Source organism: Rhizobium aethiopicum (assembly GCF_014197535.1).
GTDB classification, from domain to species: Bacteria; Pseudomonadota; Alphaproteobacteria; order Rhizobiales; family Rhizobiaceae; genus Rhizobium; species Rhizobium aethiopicum_A.
Genome location: NZ_JACIFV010000015.1, coordinates 66,731 through 86,426, shown reverse-complemented (window position 1 = coordinate 86,426; position 19,696 = coordinate 66,731). Strand labels below are relative to the sequence as shown.

General features: G+C 61.4%; 18 protein-coding genes. 4 read left to right on the top strand and 14 right to left on the bottom strand.

Features of this window, described 5'->3' with window-relative positions:
• Window positions 1-69: 69 nt before the first annotated feature.
• Genes GGD53_RS19785 through GGD53_RS19775 form a run of 3 tightly spaced genes read left to right on the top strand, consistent with a single transcriptional unit; the run spans window position 70 to window position 2,520 of the window.
• Complete coding sequence (locus tag GGD53_RS19785) at window positions 70-936, top strand: ABC transporter permease (protein ID WP_184458577.1); 867 nt, start codon at window positions 70-72, stop codon at window positions 934-936.
• Window positions 936-1,745 carry an ABC transporter permease gene (locus tag GGD53_RS19780; protein ID WP_184458576.1) on the top strand — a complete coding sequence of 270 codons (810 nt, stop codon included), beginning with the start codon at window positions 936-938 and terminating at the stop codon, window positions 1,743-1,745. Before GGD53_RS19785 ends, GGD53_RS19780 begins: the two co-directional genes overlap by 1 nt.
• 13 nt (window positions 1,746-1,758) lie before the next feature.
• Window positions 1,759-2,520, top strand: coding sequence for an SDR family NAD(P)-dependent oxidoreductase (locus GGD53_RS19775; RefSeq protein ID WP_184458575.1), 762 nt, complete (start codon window positions 1,759-1,761; stop codon window positions 2,518-2,520).
• Window positions 2,521-2,650: 130 nt separating this feature from the next.
• Here the strand turns inward: GGD53_RS19775 and GGD53_RS19770 are convergent, their stop codons facing one another.
• Window positions 2,651-4,435 (bottom strand): APC family permease, encoded by a 1,785-nt coding sequence (locus tag GGD53_RS19770; RefSeq protein ID WP_184458574.1) that lies wholly within the window; start codon window positions 4,433-4,435, stop codon window positions 2,651-2,653.
• A 249-nt stretch (window positions 4,436-4,684) separates the two neighbouring features.
• On the opposite strand from GGD53_RS19770, the gene GGD53_RS19765 reads away from it, so the two are divergent.
• Window positions 4,685-7,054 (top strand): DUF1989 domain-containing protein, encoded by a 2,370-nt coding sequence (locus GGD53_RS19765; protein WP_184458573.1) that lies wholly within the window; start codon window positions 4,685-4,687, stop codon window positions 7,052-7,054.
• Window positions 7,055-7,119: 65 nt separating this feature from the next.
• Here the strand turns inward: GGD53_RS19765 and minE are convergent, their stop codons facing one another.
• The 13 genes from minE to GGD53_RS19700 all read right to left on the bottom strand — a co-directional run bounded on the left by minE (window position 7,120) and on the right by GGD53_RS19700 (window position 19,648).
• Window positions 7,120-7,380, bottom strand: coding sequence for a cell division topological specificity factor MinE (gene minE, locus GGD53_RS19760; protein ID WP_011428260.1), 261 nt, complete (start codon window positions 7,378-7,380; stop codon window positions 7,120-7,122).
• Window positions 7,377-8,192, bottom strand: coding sequence for a septum site-determining protein MinD (gene minD / locus GGD53_RS19755; protein ID WP_064684611.1), 816 nt, complete (start codon window positions 8,190-8,192; stop codon window positions 7,377-7,379). Before minD ends, minE begins: the two co-directional genes overlap by 4 nt.
• Before the next feature lie 31 nt (window positions 8,193-8,223).
• Window positions 8,224-8,946, bottom strand: a complete 723-nt coding sequence (minC, locus tag GGD53_RS19750; protein WP_184458572.1) for a septum site-determining protein MinC — start codon at window positions 8,944-8,946, stop codon at window positions 8,224-8,226.
• Between the two features lie 209 nt (window positions 8,947-9,155).
• Window positions 9,156-9,758: a methyl-accepting chemotaxis protein gene (locus GGD53_RS32180; protein ID WP_184458571.1), complete on the bottom strand. Its 603-nt coding sequence runs from the start codon at window positions 9,756-9,758 to the stop codon at window positions 9,156-9,158.
• Between the two features lie 175 nt (window positions 9,759-9,933).
• On the bottom strand, window positions 9,934-11,271 hold the full coding sequence (locus GGD53_RS19740; RefSeq protein WP_184458570.1) for an NAD(P)-binding domain-containing protein: 1,338 nt from the start codon (window positions 11,269-11,271) through the stop codon (window positions 9,934-9,936).
• A gap of 92 nt (window positions 11,272-11,363) precedes the next feature.
• On the bottom strand, window positions 11,364-12,404 hold the full coding sequence (locus GGD53_RS19735) for a heme-dependent oxidative N-demethylase family protein (RefSeq protein WP_184458569.1): 1,041 nt from the start codon (window positions 12,402-12,404) through the stop codon (window positions 11,364-11,366).
• 25 nt (window positions 12,405-12,429) lie between these two features.
• A complete protein-coding gene (locus GGD53_RS19730) occupies window positions 12,430-13,395 on the bottom strand; it encodes a PDR/VanB family oxidoreductase (protein ID WP_184458568.1) in 966 nt (321 codons plus the stop codon).
• A complete protein-coding gene (locus GGD53_RS19725) occupies window positions 13,392-13,997 on the bottom strand; it encodes a dimethylamine monooxygenase subunit DmmA family protein (RefSeq protein ID WP_184458567.1) in 606 nt (201 codons plus the stop codon). The genes GGD53_RS19730 and GGD53_RS19725 overlap by 4 nt, the downstream gene beginning before the upstream one ends.
• An 11-nt stretch (window positions 13,998-14,008) precedes the next feature.
• The gene (locus GGD53_RS19720) at window positions 14,009-15,142 is read right to left on the bottom strand and encodes an aminomethyltransferase family protein (RefSeq protein WP_184458566.1); all 1,134 of its coding nucleotides are present in this window, start codon (window positions 15,140-15,142) and stop codon (window positions 14,009-14,011) included.
• A 130-nt stretch (window positions 15,143-15,272) separates the two neighbouring features.
• Window positions 15,273-16,157 carry a formyltetrahydrofolate deformylase gene (purU, locus tag GGD53_RS19715; RefSeq protein ID WP_184458565.1) on the bottom strand — a complete coding sequence of 295 codons (885 nt, stop codon included), beginning with the start codon at window positions 16,155-16,157 and terminating at the stop codon, window positions 15,273-15,275.
• Window positions 16,158-16,230: 73 nt separating this feature from the next.
• Window positions 16,231-17,538 (bottom strand): type III glutamate--ammonia ligase, encoded by a 1,308-nt coding sequence (gene glnT / locus GGD53_RS19710; protein ID WP_184458564.1) that lies wholly within the window; start codon window positions 17,536-17,538, stop codon window positions 16,231-16,233.
• Window positions 17,539-17,618: 80 nt separating this feature from the next.
• On the bottom strand, window positions 17,619-18,947 hold the full coding sequence (locus tag GGD53_RS19705) for an FMN-binding glutamate synthase family protein (RefSeq protein ID WP_184458563.1): 1,329 nt from the start codon (window positions 18,945-18,947) through the stop codon (window positions 17,619-17,621).
• A gap of 14 nt (window positions 18,948-18,961) precedes the next feature.
• Window positions 18,962-19,648 carry a GXGXG domain-containing protein gene (locus GGD53_RS19700; protein ID WP_184458562.1) on the bottom strand — a complete coding sequence of 229 codons (687 nt, stop codon included), beginning with the start codon at window positions 19,646-19,648 and terminating at the stop codon, window positions 18,962-18,964.
• Between the last annotated feature and the right edge of the window lie 48 nt (window positions 19,649-19,696).

The window sequence follows — 19,696 nt, the reverse complement described above, 5'->3', positions numbered from 1 at the left end:
CTCCGGCCCCGCCGCCTTGGCGCGAGGGGCCGGTCTCGTGCTTAGAATCGGCGGATAAAGAACCTTTCGATGCCTTTTGCTCCTGCCACCAATCGGCGCCTTGTCACCGCGGCTCTTGTCGGTCCGGCCAGCATCTGGCTGTTCGTGTTCCTGGTGCTGCCCTTCATCGCCATCATCGTCTTTGCCTTCGGCGAGCGGGCGCCCGAAGGTGGGTATCAGGCGGCTTTTACCTTTGCGCAGTTTGCCAATCTCGGTTCGCGCGCCGCAGCCTTCAAGAACACGCTGATCCTTGCGCCGATCGGCGCCCTCGCCTGCCTGCTCGTCGCCTATCCGGTCGCTTATTACCTGGCCGTCAAGGCGGGCGCCAAATACCGGCTGCTGCTGGTTTCCCTCGTCGTCGTGCCCTTCTGGACGAGCCTTCTCGTGCGCACCTACGCCTGGATGTACATCTTAGGCGCGCGCGGCATTCCGCATCTCTTGGAGGTGGTCGGCATCGAAAATGTCAGGCTTCTGAACACACCGGGCGCCGTGCTGCTCGGCATCGTCTACGGCTACCTGCCGCTGATGATCATGCCGATCTATGTCAGCCTGGAAAAGCTCGACCGCCGCCTTCTGGAGGCCTCCGCCGATCTCGGCGCGCGGCCGCTTTCGACCTTTTTCGGCATCACGCTGCCTCTGTCGCTTCCAGGCGTGATGACCGGCATCGCCCTGGTCACCATCCTGCTGCTCGGCGAATATCTGATCCCGCAGTTGCTTGGCGGCGGCAAAGTCTTCTTCATCGGCAATGCGTTGGTCGACCTATTCCTGCAGTCGCGCAACTGGCCGTTCGGCTCTGCAATCGCCGTCACCCTCGTCGTTGTCGTCGTCATCGTGCTGTTGATCGCCATGCGCATCGCCTGGCGTGTTGCCGGTACCCGCCAGGTGGATCTCGTCTGATGCGCGCGCTGGTCACCGCAGTCTACCTGTTCCTCTACACGCCGATCGTGCTTGTCGTGCTGTTCTCCTTTAATGCCGGCCGCAATGCCAGCGAGTTCACCGGCTTCTCGACGCAATGGTATGGTAAGGCGCTCGCCAACACCTTCCTGATGGAAGCGCTGCAGAACAGCCTGGCCATCGCCTTTACCAGTGCCGGGCTGGCCGCCATTTTCGGCACGATGGCGGCGATCGGCATGGAGCGGCTCGGCGCCCGGGCGCGAGCGGTCTTCGACGGGCTGTTCGCTGCGGCGATCGTCGTTCCCGGCGTCGTCATCGGCATTGCGACGCTGGTGGCTCTGGTCGAGGTCTTCGGCTTCGTCAATCCACTGATCGCCGCCGTCTGGCCAGGCGACCAAGCGCCAAAGCTTTCGCTCGGCTACGGCTCGATCATCGCCGCCCACGGCCTCTTCACCATGGCGCTGGTGACAATGATCGTCAAAGCACGCATCGCCGGCCTCGGCCGTGACATCGTCGAAGCGTCGAGCGATCTTTACGCCACGCCTTTCACCACTTTTCGCCAGATCGTGCTGCCGCAGATCCTGCCGTCAATCCTGGCAGGTTTTCTGCTCGCCTTCACCTTCTCCTTTGACGATTTCATCATCGCCTTTTTCGTCGCAGGCTCGAACACGACACTGCCGATTTATGTCTTCGCCTCGATCCGTCGTGGCGTGACACCGGAGATCAACGCCATCGCCACGATGGTGCTTGTCGCATCGCTGGGACTGATCCTCATCGCGCGCTTTCTGATGCGCGAGAAAACAACAAACTGAACGGGAAACACCGATGATTCTTGAAAATCGCGTCGCGATCGTCACCGGAGCGGGGTCGGGCATCGGCCAGGCCGGCGCGCTGATCATGGCAGGAGAAGGTGCTTTCGTGGTCGTGGCCGACCTGAATGCCGCCAGTGCCGCCGAAACCGTCGGCCGGATTGAGGCCGCCGGCGGCAGGGCTGAGTGCCTTGTTCTCGACGTCACCGACGACACGGCACTCGAAGCCGGCATCGCTGCGGTCGCCGAACGTCACGGCCGGATAGACATCCTCCACAATCACGCCGGCGCACAGGTGGCGGGCGATCTGGAGCAGGTGGCCGTCGAGGGTTTCGACAGGTCCTGGAGCCTGAATGTCCGAGCGCATTTCATGGCGGCTCGCTTCGTCATGCCGCTGATGAAGAAGGCGGGCCGCGGCGTCATCCTCAACACCTCTTCCTCGTCGGGCGTACTCTACGATCGCGAGATGATTGCCTATACGACGACGAAACATGCGGTCATCGCGATGACCCGGCAGATGGCCGGCGACTACGCCAGGTTCGGCATCCGCGTCAACGCGCTCTGCCCGGGCTGGGTGGATACGCCGTTCAACGAACCCTTCATCGCCCAGATGGGCGGCCGCGGCGCGATCGAGGCCTATGTCGCCGATAAGGTGCCGCTCGGACGCTGGGCTGATGTCTCCGAAATCGCCGAGCCCATTCTCTTCCTGGTCTCGGACCGCTCGTCCTACATGACCGGGCAGATTCTCGTCGTCGACGGCGGCGAGACCATTGTCTGACGGTGGTAGAATGGGTTTGCCCCTAGGTCGGATCGGCTGACCCTCATCGGATCAAATCAAAGAATCAGCGCATGAAAAAGCCGCCATGTTTCCATGGCGGCTTGGCGGCTTTTCTGCTTGGGAGGCGATTTTAAGCCGGAAGCTGAAAGAACCAATTGGCGAAAAGGACGATTGCCAGGCCGCCGACAAGTGCGAGATAGGGCAGCATGCCGGCTTTCCTGACGCCGAGATCCTGGCCGATGAGGCCGAGATCCTCCATCGCGCCTGCCGGGAACTTGCCGCCGTCGCGCACATAGTGGCGATAGGCGAAGACCGGCAGGATCAGGGCGGCGAAGATGAAGCCGACCCAGAGCGCATTGGAGTAACCCCAGACCTTGGCGCCGGCGCCGAGGAAGAGCGCGTTGACAAAGGCGAGCACGGTGTTGAGGCCGATCAGCCAGCTCGGCGCCTTCCAGGGGCGTTCGATATGGCCGGAATCTATCCGGTGGATCCAGCCGGAATTGAGGTTCAGGAAATTGAAGATGATGTAGCCGACATTGGAGACGGCAAGCACGAAGAAATAGCCGCCGGCATCCGAAGCGATCGCCAGAAGGAAGAGGTTGAAGGCGAAGTCGGTCCACATGGCCCGCGTCGGGGCGCCGTGCTCGTTGGCATGGTCGAGATATTTCGGCAGCCAGCCATCCTTCGAACCCTGGTAGAGCGTGCGCGACGAGCCGGCCATCGCCGTCATGATGGCGAGGAAGAGCGCCAGGATCATCAATACGACGAGCAGCTGGGTGATCACCCGGCCGGCGCCGATCAGGCCGCCGAGCGCTTCGGCAACGCCCGTGCCGTCGACGATGCCCGGGGCGAGCATACCGGCATGGCCGAGAACGCCCTGGAAGGCGAATGGCACCAGGAAGAAGAACAGGCAGCAGGCCAGGCCGGAATAGAAGATCGCCTTGAAGGTATCGGTCTTCGGGTTCTTCAGTTCCCGGGTGTAGCAGACGGCCGTCTCGAAGCCGTAGGTCGACCAGGCGGCGATGTAGAGACCGCCGAGGAAGAGCGTCCAGCCGCCGTTGCTCCAGGTGCCGTCGGAGGCAGTATAGGCGGCCGTCGGCGGCAAGAGGCCGGTGACGTTGGCGGCGACGACCTGGCCGCTGATGATCGGGTAGAGGCCGATGATCAGCAGCGGCACCAGCACGATGATCGCCAGCCACTTCTGCACGCTTGCGGTTTCCGAGATGCCGCGATGCTGGATCGCGAAGATGATCAGCATCAGGATGCCGCCGATGAAGAAGGTGGCGTTGATGTTGGCGGTGGCGAGGTATGGAATGCTGAAGCTTGCGAGCGACCAACTGCGGATCGCCGGCGTAAGCGCCGCGACGCCGTCGGCGCCGAGCAGCGCCTTGACGGCATCATCAGGCGTCGTGCCGGCATGGGCTGCAATATATTCGGCGACGCGGGGGCTGTCGGCCGTAACGGAAGCGGCATGCGCGGCGATCCAGTCGAGGACCATTTGCGAATCGGCTGCCGGAATTGGATAGAATGCATTGAGGATGTAACCGGCGGCGATGGCGCAGCCGAGTGAAAGCACCGGCGACCAGGCGAACCAATTGCACCAGACCGACAGCGGCGCGACGAATTTCGAATAGCGCAGCCAGGCGGTGGCGCCGTAGACGGAGGCCCCGCCCGATTTATTCCCGAACATGCCGGCGATCTCGGCATAGGTGAAGGATTGCAGGAAACCCATCACCATCGAGATGATCCAGACGACGAAGGCGAGCTTGCCGGTCGTGCCTGCGATGCCGCCGATGGAGAAGAGAACGAGAGGCGGCACGCCCGCAGCCACCCAGAATGCGCCCTTCCAGTCGAGTGCGCGTATAAGTTTACCTTCGGTGCCGGATGCAATTCCGGCCTCCACAACATCTGTCATCGGCGAAATTCCCCATTCGATTGTTCCGGACGTATCTCTGTACGTCTCCCTGAGCGTGTCTCCCTGACAGTCTCAAGCCCGCTCGGATGATTTTTGCGATCCGCACTCCCGACGGATTCTCCGAGTCTGAACTCTTGATGCATAGTGAAGATATTTTCTTTTTAGTCAACATGACTTTACTTTCCACAGGCATTTTGTAACCTGTGTGGGCGTATGCCGAAGGGCATGCCGATCCCCCAAGAGGGTAGAATGCGAGAACTTCATCCTGTTATGCCAGGGCTCCGAACGGTCGTTCCGAGCCTCGTCCGTTATCCCGGGATTCCAGCCCTGCCGGAGGGCACTGAACGCTACCGGGCAAAGGGTGGCGGATCGGTCGTCGTGCGCGTGGAGGCGGGCGACCGCGTGAGCGTCATCGACAGCGAAGGCGGGCAGATTTGTGAGCTCTCCTTCCTTGACGAAAAAGGTCGCTTCCAGGCAGCCGGTCTCGGAACGGCATTCAGCAATTCAGCCGAGGGTTTGAAGGCCATTCTTCAGGCGGAGGATGAGAGTGCTGTCCGCACGCGCGCGGCACTTCAGCGGCGCGGCGCAGATCTCGCAGGGGCCGGAGCGCTCCACATCTTCGGGGCAGGATCGACGCCGGGCAGCCAGGCGGAGTTCACCATTGCCATGAAGGGTCTGCTGATCGTTGCGGCACCCGCCGGCGCCATGTCGCCGGAGGCACAGGATACGGCGACGCCGATTGAGATCCGCATCAAGCGCAGCCTGTTGATCCGCGATTATGCTGCCGCCCTGCCGGAACCGGCGGCCGATCCGATCGAGGATATCCGCATCCGGGCGGCGAGCGCAGCCGCCTATTTCGTGCGCGCGGGTGAATTCATCCAGATCATCGACGTCTATGGGCGCCAGTGCACCGATTTCCAGGCCTTTGCCGCACGCAAGGTCGACAAGGGCCTCGATCTTGCGCTCGATTCGACCGTCACCCGCACGCTGCTCGGCCGCAGCTATCCGATGCCGGGCCTGCCTTCCAAGGCCTTCGACCGGGATTTCGAGCCGCTGGTCGAGATCGTCCAGGATACCGTCGGCCGCCACGACGCTTTCGCGACCGCCTGCAATTCACGCTATTACGACGACATGGGTTATCCCGGCCACGTCAACTGCACGGACAATTTCAACGCGGCGCTGGCGCCTTACGGCATTGCCGGGCGCAAGGGCTGGGAAGCGCTGAACTATTTCTACAACACCAATATCGACCACAACAACCAGCTCTATCTCGACGAGCCCTGGTCGCGTCCCGGCGATTACGTGCTGATGCGGGCGCTGACCGATCTCGTCTGCGTCTCATCGTCCTGCCCCGATGATATCGATGCGGCGAACGGCTGGGATCCGACGGATATCCACGTCCGCACCTTTTCCGGAAAAGAGAAATTCTCACGAGCGGTAGCCTATCGCATGACCCCAGATGCCGAAGCCGAACTGACGCGCGAAACCGCCTTCCATCCCCGCCTCTCGGCGTTGACGCGAGATTATACGGAATATCGCGGCTACTGGCTGCCGAACCGCTTCTCGTCCGAAGGTCCGGTCGAGGAATACTGGGCCTGTCGCGAGCGCGCCGCCGTCATCGATCTCTCGCCCTTGAGGAAGTTCGAGGTGACGGGTCCGGACGCCGAGGAACTGCTGCAATACTGCCTGACGCGCGACGTGCGCAAACTCTCGACCGGCCAGGTCGTCTATTCCGCGATGTGCTACGAAAATGGCGGCATGATCGATGACGGCACGCTCTTCAGGCTCGGCGACAAGAACTTCCGCTGGATCGGCGGCGATGATTTCAGCGGCATTTGGCTGCGTGAGCAAGCCGAGAAGAAGGGTTTCAAGGCCTGGGTACGATCGTCGACTGACCAGCTGCACAATATTGCGCTGCAAGGCCCCAGGAGCCGCGATATCCTGAAGGAAATCATCTGGACGGCGCCGCGCCAGCCCGCGATCGGCGAGCTCGAATGGTTCCGCTTCACCGTCGGTCGCATCGGCGGATTCGAGGGTGCCCCGGTGGTGATCTCGCGCACGGGCTATACCGGCGAGCTCGGCTACGAGATCTTCTGTCATCCGAAGGATGCGCTGACGGTTTTCGATGCCGTCTGGGAAGCAGGCCAACCGCACGGGCTGAAGCCGATGGGGCTGGAGGCACTCGACATGGTCCGCATCGAGGCGGGTCTGATCTTTGCCCATCACGAATTCACCGACCAGACGGATCCGTTCGAGGCCGGCATCGGCTTCACCGTGCCGCTGAAATCCAAGCAGGACGATTTCATCGGCCGCGAGGCGCTGATCCGACGCAAGGAGCACCCGCGCCATCTGCTCGTCGGCCTCGACATAAAGGCCAACGAGGCGGTCGGCCATGGTGACTGCATCCATATCGGCCGCGCCCAAGTCGGTGTCGTCACCAGCGCCACGCGCTCGCCTATTCTCGGCAAGACAATCGCGCTCGCCCGCATCGACGTGATGCATGCAAGCCCGGGCACTGAAGTCGAGATCGGGAAGCTCGACGGCCACCAGAAGCGCCTGCCGGCGACAATCGTGCCGCTGTCGCATTACGACCCGCAGAAGACGCGGCCGCGCTCGTAGCGCCTGCTTCGCGGATCAGGAGACGCCGATCGTCAGCGCGACCGCCGTCCTCCTGAATCTTGCCCTCAAGCTGCCTGCACGGCCGCGTTCAGCGGGATTTCGACATCGATCTCAAGCGTGGAGACAAACTCGTTGCGATCGATCGTCACCTGCACCTTGTCGTGGTCGAGCTCGACATGCTTTGCGATGACCGCAAGGATTTCCTCGCGCAGCAGCGAAACAAGGTCCGATCCTGCCGATGAGCGTTCGTGCGCAAGGAGCACTTGCAAGCGTTCGCGGGCGGCGGGTGCCGTTCTCTGCTTGTTGAAAAGACGGAAGATATTCATGCTGCCCTCCGTCCGAAGATTTTGCCGAAAAGATTGCGCTTTTCCTCGGGGATCGTGATCGGCAAGGTTTCGCCGGCGAGCCGGCGAGCGGCATCGAAATAAGCCATCGCAGCCGCGCTGCGGCTTTCCGCCAGCGTGACCGGCGCACCGATGTTGGAGGCGCGCAGGACGTCCATGCTCTCAGGCACGATGCCAAGCAGCGGAATGGACAGGATCTCCAGGACGTCGTCGACTTTCAGCATGTCTCCGCGCTCGGCGCGGTTGGCGTCGTAGCGGGTGAGCAGCAGGTGCTTTTCCATCCGCTCGCCGCGTTCGGCCTTGGCGGTCTTGGCATCGAGCAGGCCGATGATCCGGTCGGAATCGCGCACCGACGAGACTTCCGGGTTGGTAACGACCACAGCGACGTCGGCATGCCGCATGGCAAGTGTCGCGCCGCGCTCGATCCCGGCAGGGCTGTCGCAGATGATCCAGTCGAAGTAGCGCTTCAGATCGTTGATGACGCGCTCGACGCCCTCGGCCGTCAGATTGTCCTTGTCGCGGGTTTGAGAGGCCGGCAGCAGGAACAGCGTCTCCAGCCGCTTGTCGCGGATCAGGGCCTGGGTGAGCTTCGCGTCGCCCTGGATGACGTTGATCAGGTCGTAGACGACCCTCCGTTCTGCGCCCATCACGAGGTCGAGATTGCGCAAGCCGACGTCGAAATCGACGACGACGACCTTTTCATTGCGTTGCGCCAGCGCCGCTCCCAATGCGGCGGTCGAGGTCGTCTTTCCGACCCCGCCCTTACCTGACGTGACGACGATCACTTTCCCCATTTCTCTCTCCTTTGCCGTGGCCGTAGCCGGGTCAGATCAGTTTTTCCGCCATGATCGCGTCCTCTTCGAGCCAGAGCTGAACAGCCTGTCCACGAAGATTGGGGGCCATGTCTTCCGCCATTTTGTAGATGCCGTCGATTGCGACGAGTTCGGCCTCGAGCTTGCGGCAAAAGATCCGCGCCGATGCATTTCCGACGGAGCCTGCCATGGCTCGCCCGCGCAGCGCACCATAGATATGGACGGAGCCGCCGGCGATCACCTCGGCGCCCGAGGCGACCGAGCCGACGATGGTGACGTCGCCTTCCGGGAAGATCACCGACTGCCCCGAGCGCACCGGTTCCCTGATGACGATGGATTGCGTTGTCGCCGGACGGATCTCGGGCGTTGCCGGCTTGCTGACCGGATCGGCAGGCTCATTCGCCTGAACCTCGATATCGGAAGCGGAGCGGCCGCCTTTGAGCGCAGGGGGCATACCTGCGCCGAGAATCGAGGGCCGGGCGCCCTCGATCCCCATGATGCTGACATTGCGCTTGGCAAGTTCGGCGATGAGGTCCTTCAGCTGCGGCCGGTCGATTTGCAGGTCCGTCAAATCGAGAACGACAGGCCGACCCAGGAAGAAGCCGGCCGAACGGGCAGCCAGATCGTCCAGTCTGGTCAACCAATCATCGATCGGCAGGTCCGGGGACAGCATGACCGCCAGGAAAGAGCGGCCCTTGATGCGGATAGAGCGAGCGTCTGTTAGCACTTTGGTCATCTATGTGAAGAAATCGTTGACCATGTGTAGCGCTAGTATGGTTAACAAAAAGTTAACGCGGCCCTAACATTACCGATAATGCGATGAGGTTCTTCACCCGAAGGATTTCTGCAAATCATTGGAAAATCACGATATTGCAGTTCGCGCGGGACGGTTAATAATGCGGGCTATCGACGTGAGCCGCGAATCTGCCGCTGCTCGCGTAGCGCTCAGCAATCCGGCTTGCGTTGCGCGTTGGAAATGGCGCGTGCGGCCTCCTCCGAAGAGTTGGCGAGGGTGCGCATCTCAGCGGCAAGCACGGCAAAGCCTGACCCTGCCGTGCCGGCACGGGCCGCCTCGATACCGGCATTGACGGCGAGCAGCTTCAGGTAGCGCAGCGATTGCAGGATCTCGTTGGTCTTCGAGGCGGTGACGCGCATGTCGGCGGTCTGTTCGTCGATTCGCTGATAGAGCGATTCGATATTGATGATGCTGCCCTCGAGATAGAGAAGCTCGCCCTTCTCGTCCCAGATGCCGCCACCGGTCTCGGTCACCCAGATGAGATGGCCCTTGGCGTGGCGGATGCGGTATTCCATCGTCCAGTCCGTCCGCTTCTCCAGCGCCTGCCCGACCACCTCGTCCATCAAAGGCACGTCTTCCTCGTACATGATCGAGGTGAAGGTCCGCGCGCGATTGCCGATGATCTCGTCGGCCGGGTAACCGAAGATGCGCTCGATGCCGTTGGTCATCTCGAGCATCGTGTAGTTTTCGTCGGCGCGGCAGCGGTAAAGAAAACCGTTCATGCGCCCGAGTATGCTTGTCTGAAAATCCATGAAGGCCACGTCCGAAGAGATGAGTTGCAGATGGATTTATGCCGTCTCCTTTGTGCTGACGCATGTCGTGATCGCAAAACCGCTGCACAGTTTTGCGCGACATGCTTCAAAGGCCGGTCGCAATTGCCAGAACAGAGTAGACAGATACCCTGCTCCGGCAATGCGGCCCGTCTCGTCAGTTGCGCAGATATTCCTCCATGGAATCATCGAGCGCCTCGACCCAGGGCGTGTGGTGCGTCGGCGACATGTTGCCGGTCATCAGCGATCGATAGGCATGATCGCGGAAGCCCATGATGTTGTGGGCCTTGTGATGTTCCCACTCCATGAAGGTCTTGTTGGTGCCTTCGATGTCGAAGGAGGGATAATCGGTTTCGGCAAGCAGTTCCTTCACATAGTCGCCCTGATACCAGATCATCTGCTCGGCATCTTCGAGCGTCTCCTCTCGGGCGCGCCACATGTCGAAATTGGCTTTCAGCTCCTCTTCCGACGGCAAGGTGATGCGCCCCATCATCACGTCTCGCGCCCACCAGGCCTGCACGTCGAACATGTTGAAGGTATAGAACTGATCCTGCATGCCGATATAGAAGAGCTGCGGGTTCCTGTCGAAGATCACGCCCTTGTAGAGACTGTCGGCCCACAGCCGGTTGGCGGTCTTCAGCCTGAGATCGTCGGGCAGGAAGGGGAAATGGTGCTGGTATCCGGTGCACAGGATCAGGGCGTCGACTTCCTTGCTCGACCCGTCGAGGAAATGCGCCGTGCGGTTTTCGAGCCTGGTCAGCAGCGGCCGTTCTTCGAAATTCTCCGGCCATTTGAAGCCCATCGGCTTTGAACGGTAGCTCGTCGTCACCGATTTCGCGCCGTATTTCCAGCATTGCGAACCGATGTCTTCGGCCGAATAGCTGCGGCCGACGATCAGGATGTCCTTGCCCTTGAACTCGAGCGCGTCGCGGAAATCGTGGGCGTGCAGGACGCGGCCGTTGAACGTCTTCACGCCCTCGAAATAGGGCACGTTTGGTGTCGAGAAGTGACCGCTCGCAACGACGACATAGTCGAATTCCTCGTCATACATCCGGTCCTCGATGCGGTTATGCGCCGTCACCGTGAATTTCTTCGTGGCCTCATCGAAGCGGACCATGCGCACCGGCGTGCTGAAGCGCACCCAATGGCGGACATTCGCCTTCTCGACGCGGCCCTTGATATAGTCCCAGAGCACGGCGCGCGGCGGATAGGAGGCGATCGGTTTGCCGAAATGCTCCTCGAAGGAATAATCGGCGAATTCGAGACATTCCTTCGGGCCGTTCGACCAGAGGTAACGGTACATGCTGCCGTGGACCGGCTCGCCATATTCGTCGAGGCCGGTGCGCCAGGTATAATTCCAGAGCCCGCCCCAATCCGATTGCTTTTCGAAGCAGACGATCTCCGGGATTTCGGCACCCTTCTGGGCAGCCGATTGAAAGGCGCGCAGCTGCGCCAGCCCGGACGGACCGGCACCGATGACGGCTACTCTTGTCATGAAGCATTCCCCTCTTGATTATATGGCATCATCTCCTGGATAACTCCTCGAGCCAAAATCATCCAGAAATTCAAATCGTTAAGGCATTTCTCTCAGTCCGGATAAATACCGGGACTTGTCGGCGCCCCGTCGTCATATTTGGCAAGCCAGTCGATCGTCGTCTCGCGAAAGCGGGTCAGCCCCTTGTAGTCGATGAGTTCCGGCGGCAGGGTCTTCAGCACCCGCGGAAAGCGCCGCGCCCATTTCGGCACGGTGACGAGTTCTCCCATGTTCATCATGTAGCAGCGGATGACGAAGAGGATGGCGTTGGAGCGCGGCAGGCGCCAGAGGCTCTGCAATTCGACGCGCAGATGCACCTTCTCGCCGACATTGTCCGGCGTCACCGTGGTACGATCAGGTCCCCATTTGGGATAGTTTTCCGGGCTGGTGTCGAGCCGCGGATTGATCGTCATTGTCCAGTTGAAGCGCCGCGTCGGCTTGCCCTGCTGCAGGTTCAGAAGGAATTTCAGCGCCCGGTCGAAGACGCCGATCTGATGGGCGAGCGGCACCGGCCCGTGCCATTCCATGAAGTTCATGCCGATGTCGAAATCGAGCGACCAGTCGGCCTGCGTCGTCACCATGCCGGCATCCATCCACAGATTGCCGTCACGCTGATCGACGATGCAGAAATCGCCCTGGGCCTGGCGGGTGATATATTCGAAGGGCTCATAGGGCAGCGTCGAAGCATCTCCGAAGGTGAAGCTGTCGTCGATACCGAGCGGACGGTTGATCCAGCGCCACTGGTCGCCGTTGCGGATCAGCGTGAAATGGTCGGGGTAACCCGCCGCCTGCTCTTCCATGAAAAGTTCGAGCGTGTCCCATTGCGCGCTCATCATGTGCGGCAGGGCCTGGTAGCGCAGCGGATCTTCCTTCAGCACCAGCGCCCGGTCGTGCATCTCGGCGACGTAATGCTCGTCGACATCGATCAGGTTTTCGTAGACGGTTCCCGCCCGGCCGCGCACATGTGGCTCCATGTTGACCGAATACATGTATTCGTCGCGGTCGAAGGGGAACGGAAAACGACGGATGTTCCCCGGACTGTTCCGGTAACTGAAATCGTTCCGGAATGTTTCTTGCTTGAAGGCGATAGCCATGTCCGGTCTCCTTTTTCCGATGCCGTCAGAGATCAAGATGCAGCGTGTTTCCCTCGAAGCGGGAAACACAGATCATCACCTTGCTGCCGGATGCCTTTTCTTCGCTCGTCAGATAGACGTCGTTGTGCAGCAGTTTGCCCTCGCAGACGGCGACCGCCGTTTCGCATTGACCGCAGGCGCCGCCGCGACAGAGGAAGGGGGCGTCGACGCCGGCCGCCTCGATCGCCTCCAGCATGCTTTCGTGATGGCCGACCTTCACGGTCTTGCCGGAGCGTAGAAGCTCGATCGTGAAGGGCTTACCGGGCAAGGATGAGAGGAACCGTTCCGAATGCAGGTTCTGCTCCGGCCAGCCGGCATCGAGCCCCGCTTTCATCACACCGTCGATCATGCCGGAGGGGCCGCAGACATAAAGATGCGTGCCGAGCGGCTGGCAGTCGAGCAGACGCGTCAGCGGGATGGCACTGCCTTCGGCGTCACAATGAATCTTGACGCGATGCGGACCATAGCGCTCCAGGAGTTCGCGCCAGTAGGCGCCGCGGTCGCGCGTGCGGATGGCGTAATGCAGTTCGAAATTGGCACCTTCGCGGGTAAACTGCTCCATCATCGCGATGAAGGGGGTAATGCCGATGCCGCCGGCGATCAGAAGATGCTTGCGCCCGCGCCAATCCGGCTGGAACAGGTTGACGGGATAGCTGACCTTCAGCTCGTCGCCTTCGCTCACCTTCTCATGCATGAAGGTGGAGCCGCCGCGTGAATCCTCCACATGCAGCACGCTGATTTCGTAGGCCGCGCAGTCGTGCGGGGGAGACATCAGGGAATAGGCATTGCGGCGCATATGGCCGCTATCGTTCATCGAGACGATGATATGGGCGCCGCCGGAAAAATAGGGCATCGGCTTGCCATCGAGGCGCTCGAAGCGGAAACGCTTGACGCGCTCGGCGATCGGAGTGATCCGCGCTACGCGCACGGGAATTTCAGTGCCGCCGCTCAAAGGAACAACTCCTCTGGTTCAGGCGCGCTGCCGGGCTCTTCCGCGTCGATGTTGACGCCCTGGAAAGCGGCGAGCCGCCGCGAATAGTGATCGCGGACAAGAAGCGTCAGCCCGCAATGGCTGCAGGCGAAGGGACTTGTGGTGACGTCGTCGGTGATGCCCTTGCAATGGACGCATTGCACCCGTCTGGCCAGCGAGCCGCGATGCTCGGTGATGATGGAGGCGTGGTCCATACCGTAGTCGAGCGCCACGAGCATCGCCTGGCCGATGAAGCCCTCCGTACCGGAGATATAAAGCCGAGTGCCCATATGGGCCGTGGCGAGCGATCCCTTCAACCGGAAGAGCAGCGTTGCGATCGTCGGCGCGGTGAAGAACATGTCTGCGCTGAGGCCGCGCAGCGTCTCGTCCAGGCCGGACCCTTGAGAGCCGCGGGCGACATAGAGGATTTCGCTGCGGGAAAGCGCCGTTTCGTCAAGCGCCGGCTGCTGGTCGAGGAGAGCCTTGGCGCCCTCCCCTTCGAGTGCGAAAATATGCCGCCGGGCGCGCGGCTGGATGGTCAGGCCCTTGTAGACTGGTCGGCTCTTGATGCCTGCAACGAGCATGCGCGTGCTCCTTAACCCACGGCAGTCCTCTTCTTCTTGTCCGGATCGTCGAAGGGAAGCGTGTGGGCGGTGGCGCTTGCCTTCACGGTCTTGCCGCGGACTTCGAGTTTCGTCCCATGCGCCGCCTTGTCAACGTCGAGGCGGGCGATCGCCATGGATTGTTTCGTCAGCGACGAATAGCTCGGGCAGGTGATGACGCCGACCTTCTTGCCGTCGGCAAAGACCTCATCGCCGAGATCGGCCGGTCCGTCGGCGTCGATCAGCATGCCGAAGATCTTGAAACGCTCCTTGCCCTTGAGACGCGCATGTTCCTCGGCGCCGCGGAATCCCGTCTTACCGGGGCTGACGGTGAAGTCGAGGCCGAGTTCCCAGAGACTGTCGCCGGGCAGCTGGTCGGCGAAGGGATACATCTGCGAATTGTCGTAGGGATAGAACAGCAGGTAGCTTTCGACGCGCAGCATGTCGAGGACCGAGAAGCAGCAGGGGATGATGCCCATCTCCTTGCCTTCCGAGACGATCCTGTCCCAGACCATGACGGCGTCCTGGCCGCGCACGAAGATCTCGTAGCCGCGCTCGCCGGTATAGCCGGTGCGCGAAATCATCACGGGCGCGCCGAACAGCGTCGTCTGCATGTGGTGAAAATATTTGAGGTCGCGGATGCCGGGCACATATTTGGCGAGGTAGTCGACCGCAAGCGGACCCTGAAGCGACAGGTCATGCAGGTCGTCGTCGAAGAGTACCGCGCAATTGCGGCCCGCCGCCTGCTTGACGACTTCCTCGTGACCGGAGCCAGAGCCATGCACCAGCATCCAGGAATTCGGGCCGGTGCGATAGACGATGCAATCGTCGGTGAAGTGGCCGCGGTCGTTCAGCATGGTCGCGTAGACCGAGCGGCCGGGATAGATCTTCGTCAGGTCGCGGGTGGTGATGTAGTCGAGGACGGCGATGGCGTGCGGGCCGACCAGGTGCACCTTCTTCAGCCCCGAGACATCCATGATGCCGGCCTTGGTGCGAACGGCGACATGTTCTTCCGACATGTCCTTCTCGTAGGTCCAGGCGGTTCCCATGCCGCTCCAGTCCTCAAGCTTCGATCCCAGAGCGCGATGCCGATCCGCCAACACGGAGAAACGCCATGATAAAGCCATTTCCGTTCCCTCTTATTTTCCTCTATGGAATATTTATTTCTTGACTATATAAGCCTTTCGCGTCGTGGCAAGCCCATCCGACGTGCATTTCCAAAACTTCGATAGCATCTGTCCGACACCGATGACCCCCTCACCCCATGCGCTCGGATGCGTAGCTTCCGGGGCTGGCCGGGAAGACGACGGTGCGGTTGCCGTTGATGAAGGTGCGGTGATGGATATGGGCGTGGATGGCCCGCGCCAGCACCTGGCTTTCGACGTCGCGGCCGATCGAGACATAGTCGTCGGGCGACTGCGCATGGGTGATGCGGGCGGTGTCCTGCTCGATGATCGGGCCTTCGTCGAGGTCGGCGGTGACGTAGTGGGCGGTTGCGCCGATCAGCTTGACGCCGCGCTGATAGGCCTGCTTGTAAGGGTTGGCGCCCTTGAAGCTCGGCAGGAAGGAGTGGTGGATGTTGATGATCTTGCCCGACATCTGCTTGCAGAGCTGGTCGGAGAGGACCTGCATGTAGCGGGCGAGCACGATCAGCTCGGTGCCGGTCTGATCGACGAGATCGACGAGCTGGGCTTCGGCCTGCGGCTTGTTCTCCTTCGTCACCTTGATGTGGTGGAAGGGGATGTCGTGGTTGACGACCACCTTCTGGTAGTCGAAATGGTTGGAGACGACGCCGACGATGTCGATCGGCAGGGCGCCGATCTTCCAGCGGTAGAGCAGGTCGTTGAGACAATGGCCGAAGCGCGACACCATCAAGAGCACCTTCATGCGGCTCTCGCTGTCGTGGAAGTCGTACTCCATTGCGAAGGGCGCGGCGACGGCAGAAAAATCAGCGCTGATCGCCGAGCCGGAGAGACCCTCCTCGGAAATGAAGCTGACGCGCATGAAGAACCTGCCGGTATCGAGATCGTCGAACTGCGAGCTATCGATGATGTTGCAGCCCCTGTCGGCCAGATAGCTCGAAATCGCCGCCACGATGCCGCGCGTCGACTTGCAGGATACCGTAAGAATGTACTGGGTCATGGGACGATCCGAACGAAGGAGAAAGACCCCGTGCCCGTGGCACGGGGAGATGGCCGCGGATGCGGCTGGGAACTCAAATATCCAGAGTGGTGCTCCGCTCCCACTCGGTGAAGTGCGAGCAATAGGTGTTCCACTCGCTATGCTTCAGTTTGAGGTAGGCGGAGGAGAACTCCGCCCCCAGCGACGCTCGCAATTCTTCATCCTTTTCGTATTCGCGCAGCGCATCGAGAAGATTGAGAGGCAGCTTGGGAGCGTCGGTCACAGTATGCCCGTCACGATACATATCAATATCGTAGTGGCGACCAGGATCGGCTTGCGATCGAATTCCCGAAAGGCCGGCGGCGATGATAATCGCCTGCAGGAGATAGGGGTTAACAGCGCCGTCGGGCAGCCGCAGTTCGAAGCGGCCGGGGCCTGGCACACGCACCATGTGCGTCCGGTTGTTGCCGGTCCAGGTGACGGTATTCGGCGCCCATGTTGCGCCCGAGATCGTCCTTGGCGCGTTGATGCGCTTGTAGGAATTGACCGTCGGGTTGGTGATCGCGGCCAGCGCCGAGGCATGTTTCATGATGCCGCCGAGGAAGGTTTTACCCTGGGCGGAGAGCCCGAAGGGCATTTCCTTGTCGGCGAAGGCGTTGACCCTGCCATCGATATCCCAAACCGAGATGTGGGCGTGGCAGCCGTTTCCGGTCAGGCCCTTGAATGGCTTCGGCATGAAGGTGGCGCGAAGGCCGTGCTTTTCGGCGATCGACTTGACCATGAACTTGAAGAAGGAGTGCTTGTCCGCCGTCTTCAGAACATCGTCATATTCCCAGTTCATCTCGAACTGGCCGTTCGCATCCTCGTGGTCGTTCTGATAGGGCTTCCAGCCGAGTTCGAGCATGTAATCGCAAATCTCGGCGATGACGTCGTAGCGGCGCATCACCGCCTGCTGATCGTAGCAAGGCTTTTCGGCGGTATCGAATTGATCTGAAATCACCGAGCCGTCGGCGGAGATCAGGAAGAACTCCGGCTCCACGCCGGTTTTCACCCTGAGCCCTTCTTTCGCAGCCTCGGCGACCAGTCTTTTCAGCAGCACGCGCGGCGCCTGTTCGACAGGCCGATCGTCCATGACGCAGTCGGCTGCAACCCATGCGACGTCCTTCTTCCATGGGAGCTGGATGACGGAGGAAGCATCGGGAACCGCAAACAGGTCGGGATGGGCAGGCGTCAGATCGAGCCAGGTGGCGAAGCCCGCGAAACCGGCGCCATCTCTCTGCATATCGGCGATCGCTTCCGCCGGAACCAGCTTGGCGCGTTGGCCGCCGAACAGGTCGGTGTAGCTGATCATGAAATATTTGATGCCTTTGTCTCTGGCAAAAGCAGCAAGGTCCAGTGTCATTCTCGTTCCCCTTTGGATTTCTTGGAGACACTTTGGTTATGGATATGACACGGCCGGGACGTTTGCCCGGCCGGTAGAAATCAGAAGCCTCCCTTGCCGGGAATCCAGTTGGTGCCGGCGAGCGGCACCTGCGCCATGGCCGATGCCTCGATCGTCAGTGCGACGAGATCTTCCGGCTCGAGATTGTGCAGGTGGTTCTTGCCACAGGCACGCGCGATCGTCTGGGCCTCCAGCGTCATCACCTTCAGGTAGTTGGCGAGGCGGCGGCCGGCCGCGACCGGGTCGAGGCGTTTTGCGAGCTCCGGATCCTGGGTGGTGATGCCGGCCGGATCCTTGCCTTCGTGCCAGTCGTCATAAGCGCCGGCCGTGGTGCCGAGCTTCTGATATTCCTCTTCCCAGCGCGGATCGTTGTCGCCGATCGCCACAAGCGCTGCCGTGCCGATCGCCACGGCGTCGGCGCCGAGCGCCAGCGCCTTGGCAACGTCGGCGCCGGAGCGGATGCCGCCGGAAACGATGAGCTGCACCTTCCGGTGCATACCGAGATCCTGCAGCGCCTGAACAGCCGGACGAATGCAGGCAAGCGTCGGCATGCCGACATTCTCGATGAAGACGTCCTGCGTCGCCGCGGTCCCGCCCTGCATGCCGTCGAGCACGACGACGTCGGCACCCGCCTTCACGGCAAGAGCGGTATCGTAATACGGGCGCGCGCCGCCGACCTTGACGTAGATCGGCTTTTCCCAATCGGTGATTTCGCGCAGTTCCATGATCTTGATTTCCAGATCGTCGGGGCCGGTCCAATCCGGATGGCGGCAGGCCGAGCGCTGGTCGATGCCCTTCGGCAGATTGCGCATATTGGCGACGCGGTCAGAGATCTTCTGGCCGAGCAGCATGCCGCCGCCACCGGGCTTGGCGCCCTGGCCGACCACGACTTCGATTGCATCGGCGCGGCGCAAATCCTTCGGGTTCATGCCGTAGCGGGAGGGCAGATACTGGTAGACCAGTGTTTGCGAATGGCCGCGTTCTTCATCCGTCATGCCGCCGTCGCCTGTGGTGGTCGAGGTGCCCGCGATCGTCGCACCGCGGCCGAGCGCTTCCTTCGCATTGCCGGAAAGCGCGCCGAAGCTCATGCCGGCAATGGTGATCGGTGTCTTGAGCGTGATCGGCTTCTTGGCGAAACGTGAGCCGAGCACCACTGTCGTGTCGCACTTCTCGCGGTAGCCTTCGAGCGGATAACGCGAGATGGAGGCGCCGAGAAATAAGAGATCGTCGAAATGCGGAACCTTGCGCTTGGTGCCGGCGCCACGGATGTCATAGATGCCGGTGGCCGCCGCACGGCGGATTTCGGCCAGCGTATAATCGTCGAACGTCGCGGACTTGCGGGGCGGGGTATAGGGGTTGTGATAGCTCATGGATGTCCCTCGCCTCAATACGCGTCGGCGTTGTCGATGTTGAAATTGTAGAGCTTGCGAGCCGAGCCGTAGCGCTTGAACTCTTCGGGCCTGACGCCGGTGACCCCCGCCCTTTCGAGCAGTTCGGCAAGCTTTTCCAGATGCTCCGGCCGCATCTCTTTCTCAATGCAGTCGGAGCCAAGGCTCTTGACCTCACCGCGGACGAACAGCTTGGCTTCGTAGAGCGAATCCCCCAGCGCATCGCCGGCGTCGCCGAGCACGACGAGATGGCCGGACTGTCCCATGAAAGCCGACATGTGGCCGATGCTGCCGTGAACGACGATGTCGATGCCCTTCATCGAAATGCCGCAGCGCGATGCCGCATTGCCCTTGATGACGAGCAACCCGCCGCGGCCGGTTGCGCCGGCATATTGGCTGGCGTCGCCCTCGATGACGACGGTGCCGGACATCATGTTTTCGGCAACGCCCGGGCCGGCCGAACCATGAACCGTCACCCTGCCGCCGTCATTCATGCCGGCGCAGTAGTAGCCGACCGAGCCTTTGACGGCGACCGTGACCGGGCTGTCGATGCCAACGGCGACGGCATGGCTGCCGCGCGGGTTGATGACTTCGAATTCCGTGTCGTTGGCACCTTCGGCAAGGGCGTGCAGCGCGCTGTTCAGTTCGCGAAGAGGGGTGTTGGAAAGATCGAATATGGGCATTGATTCCTCGTTGGGCCGGGAAGACGGTCTGCGACGGCTCTTGGCTTT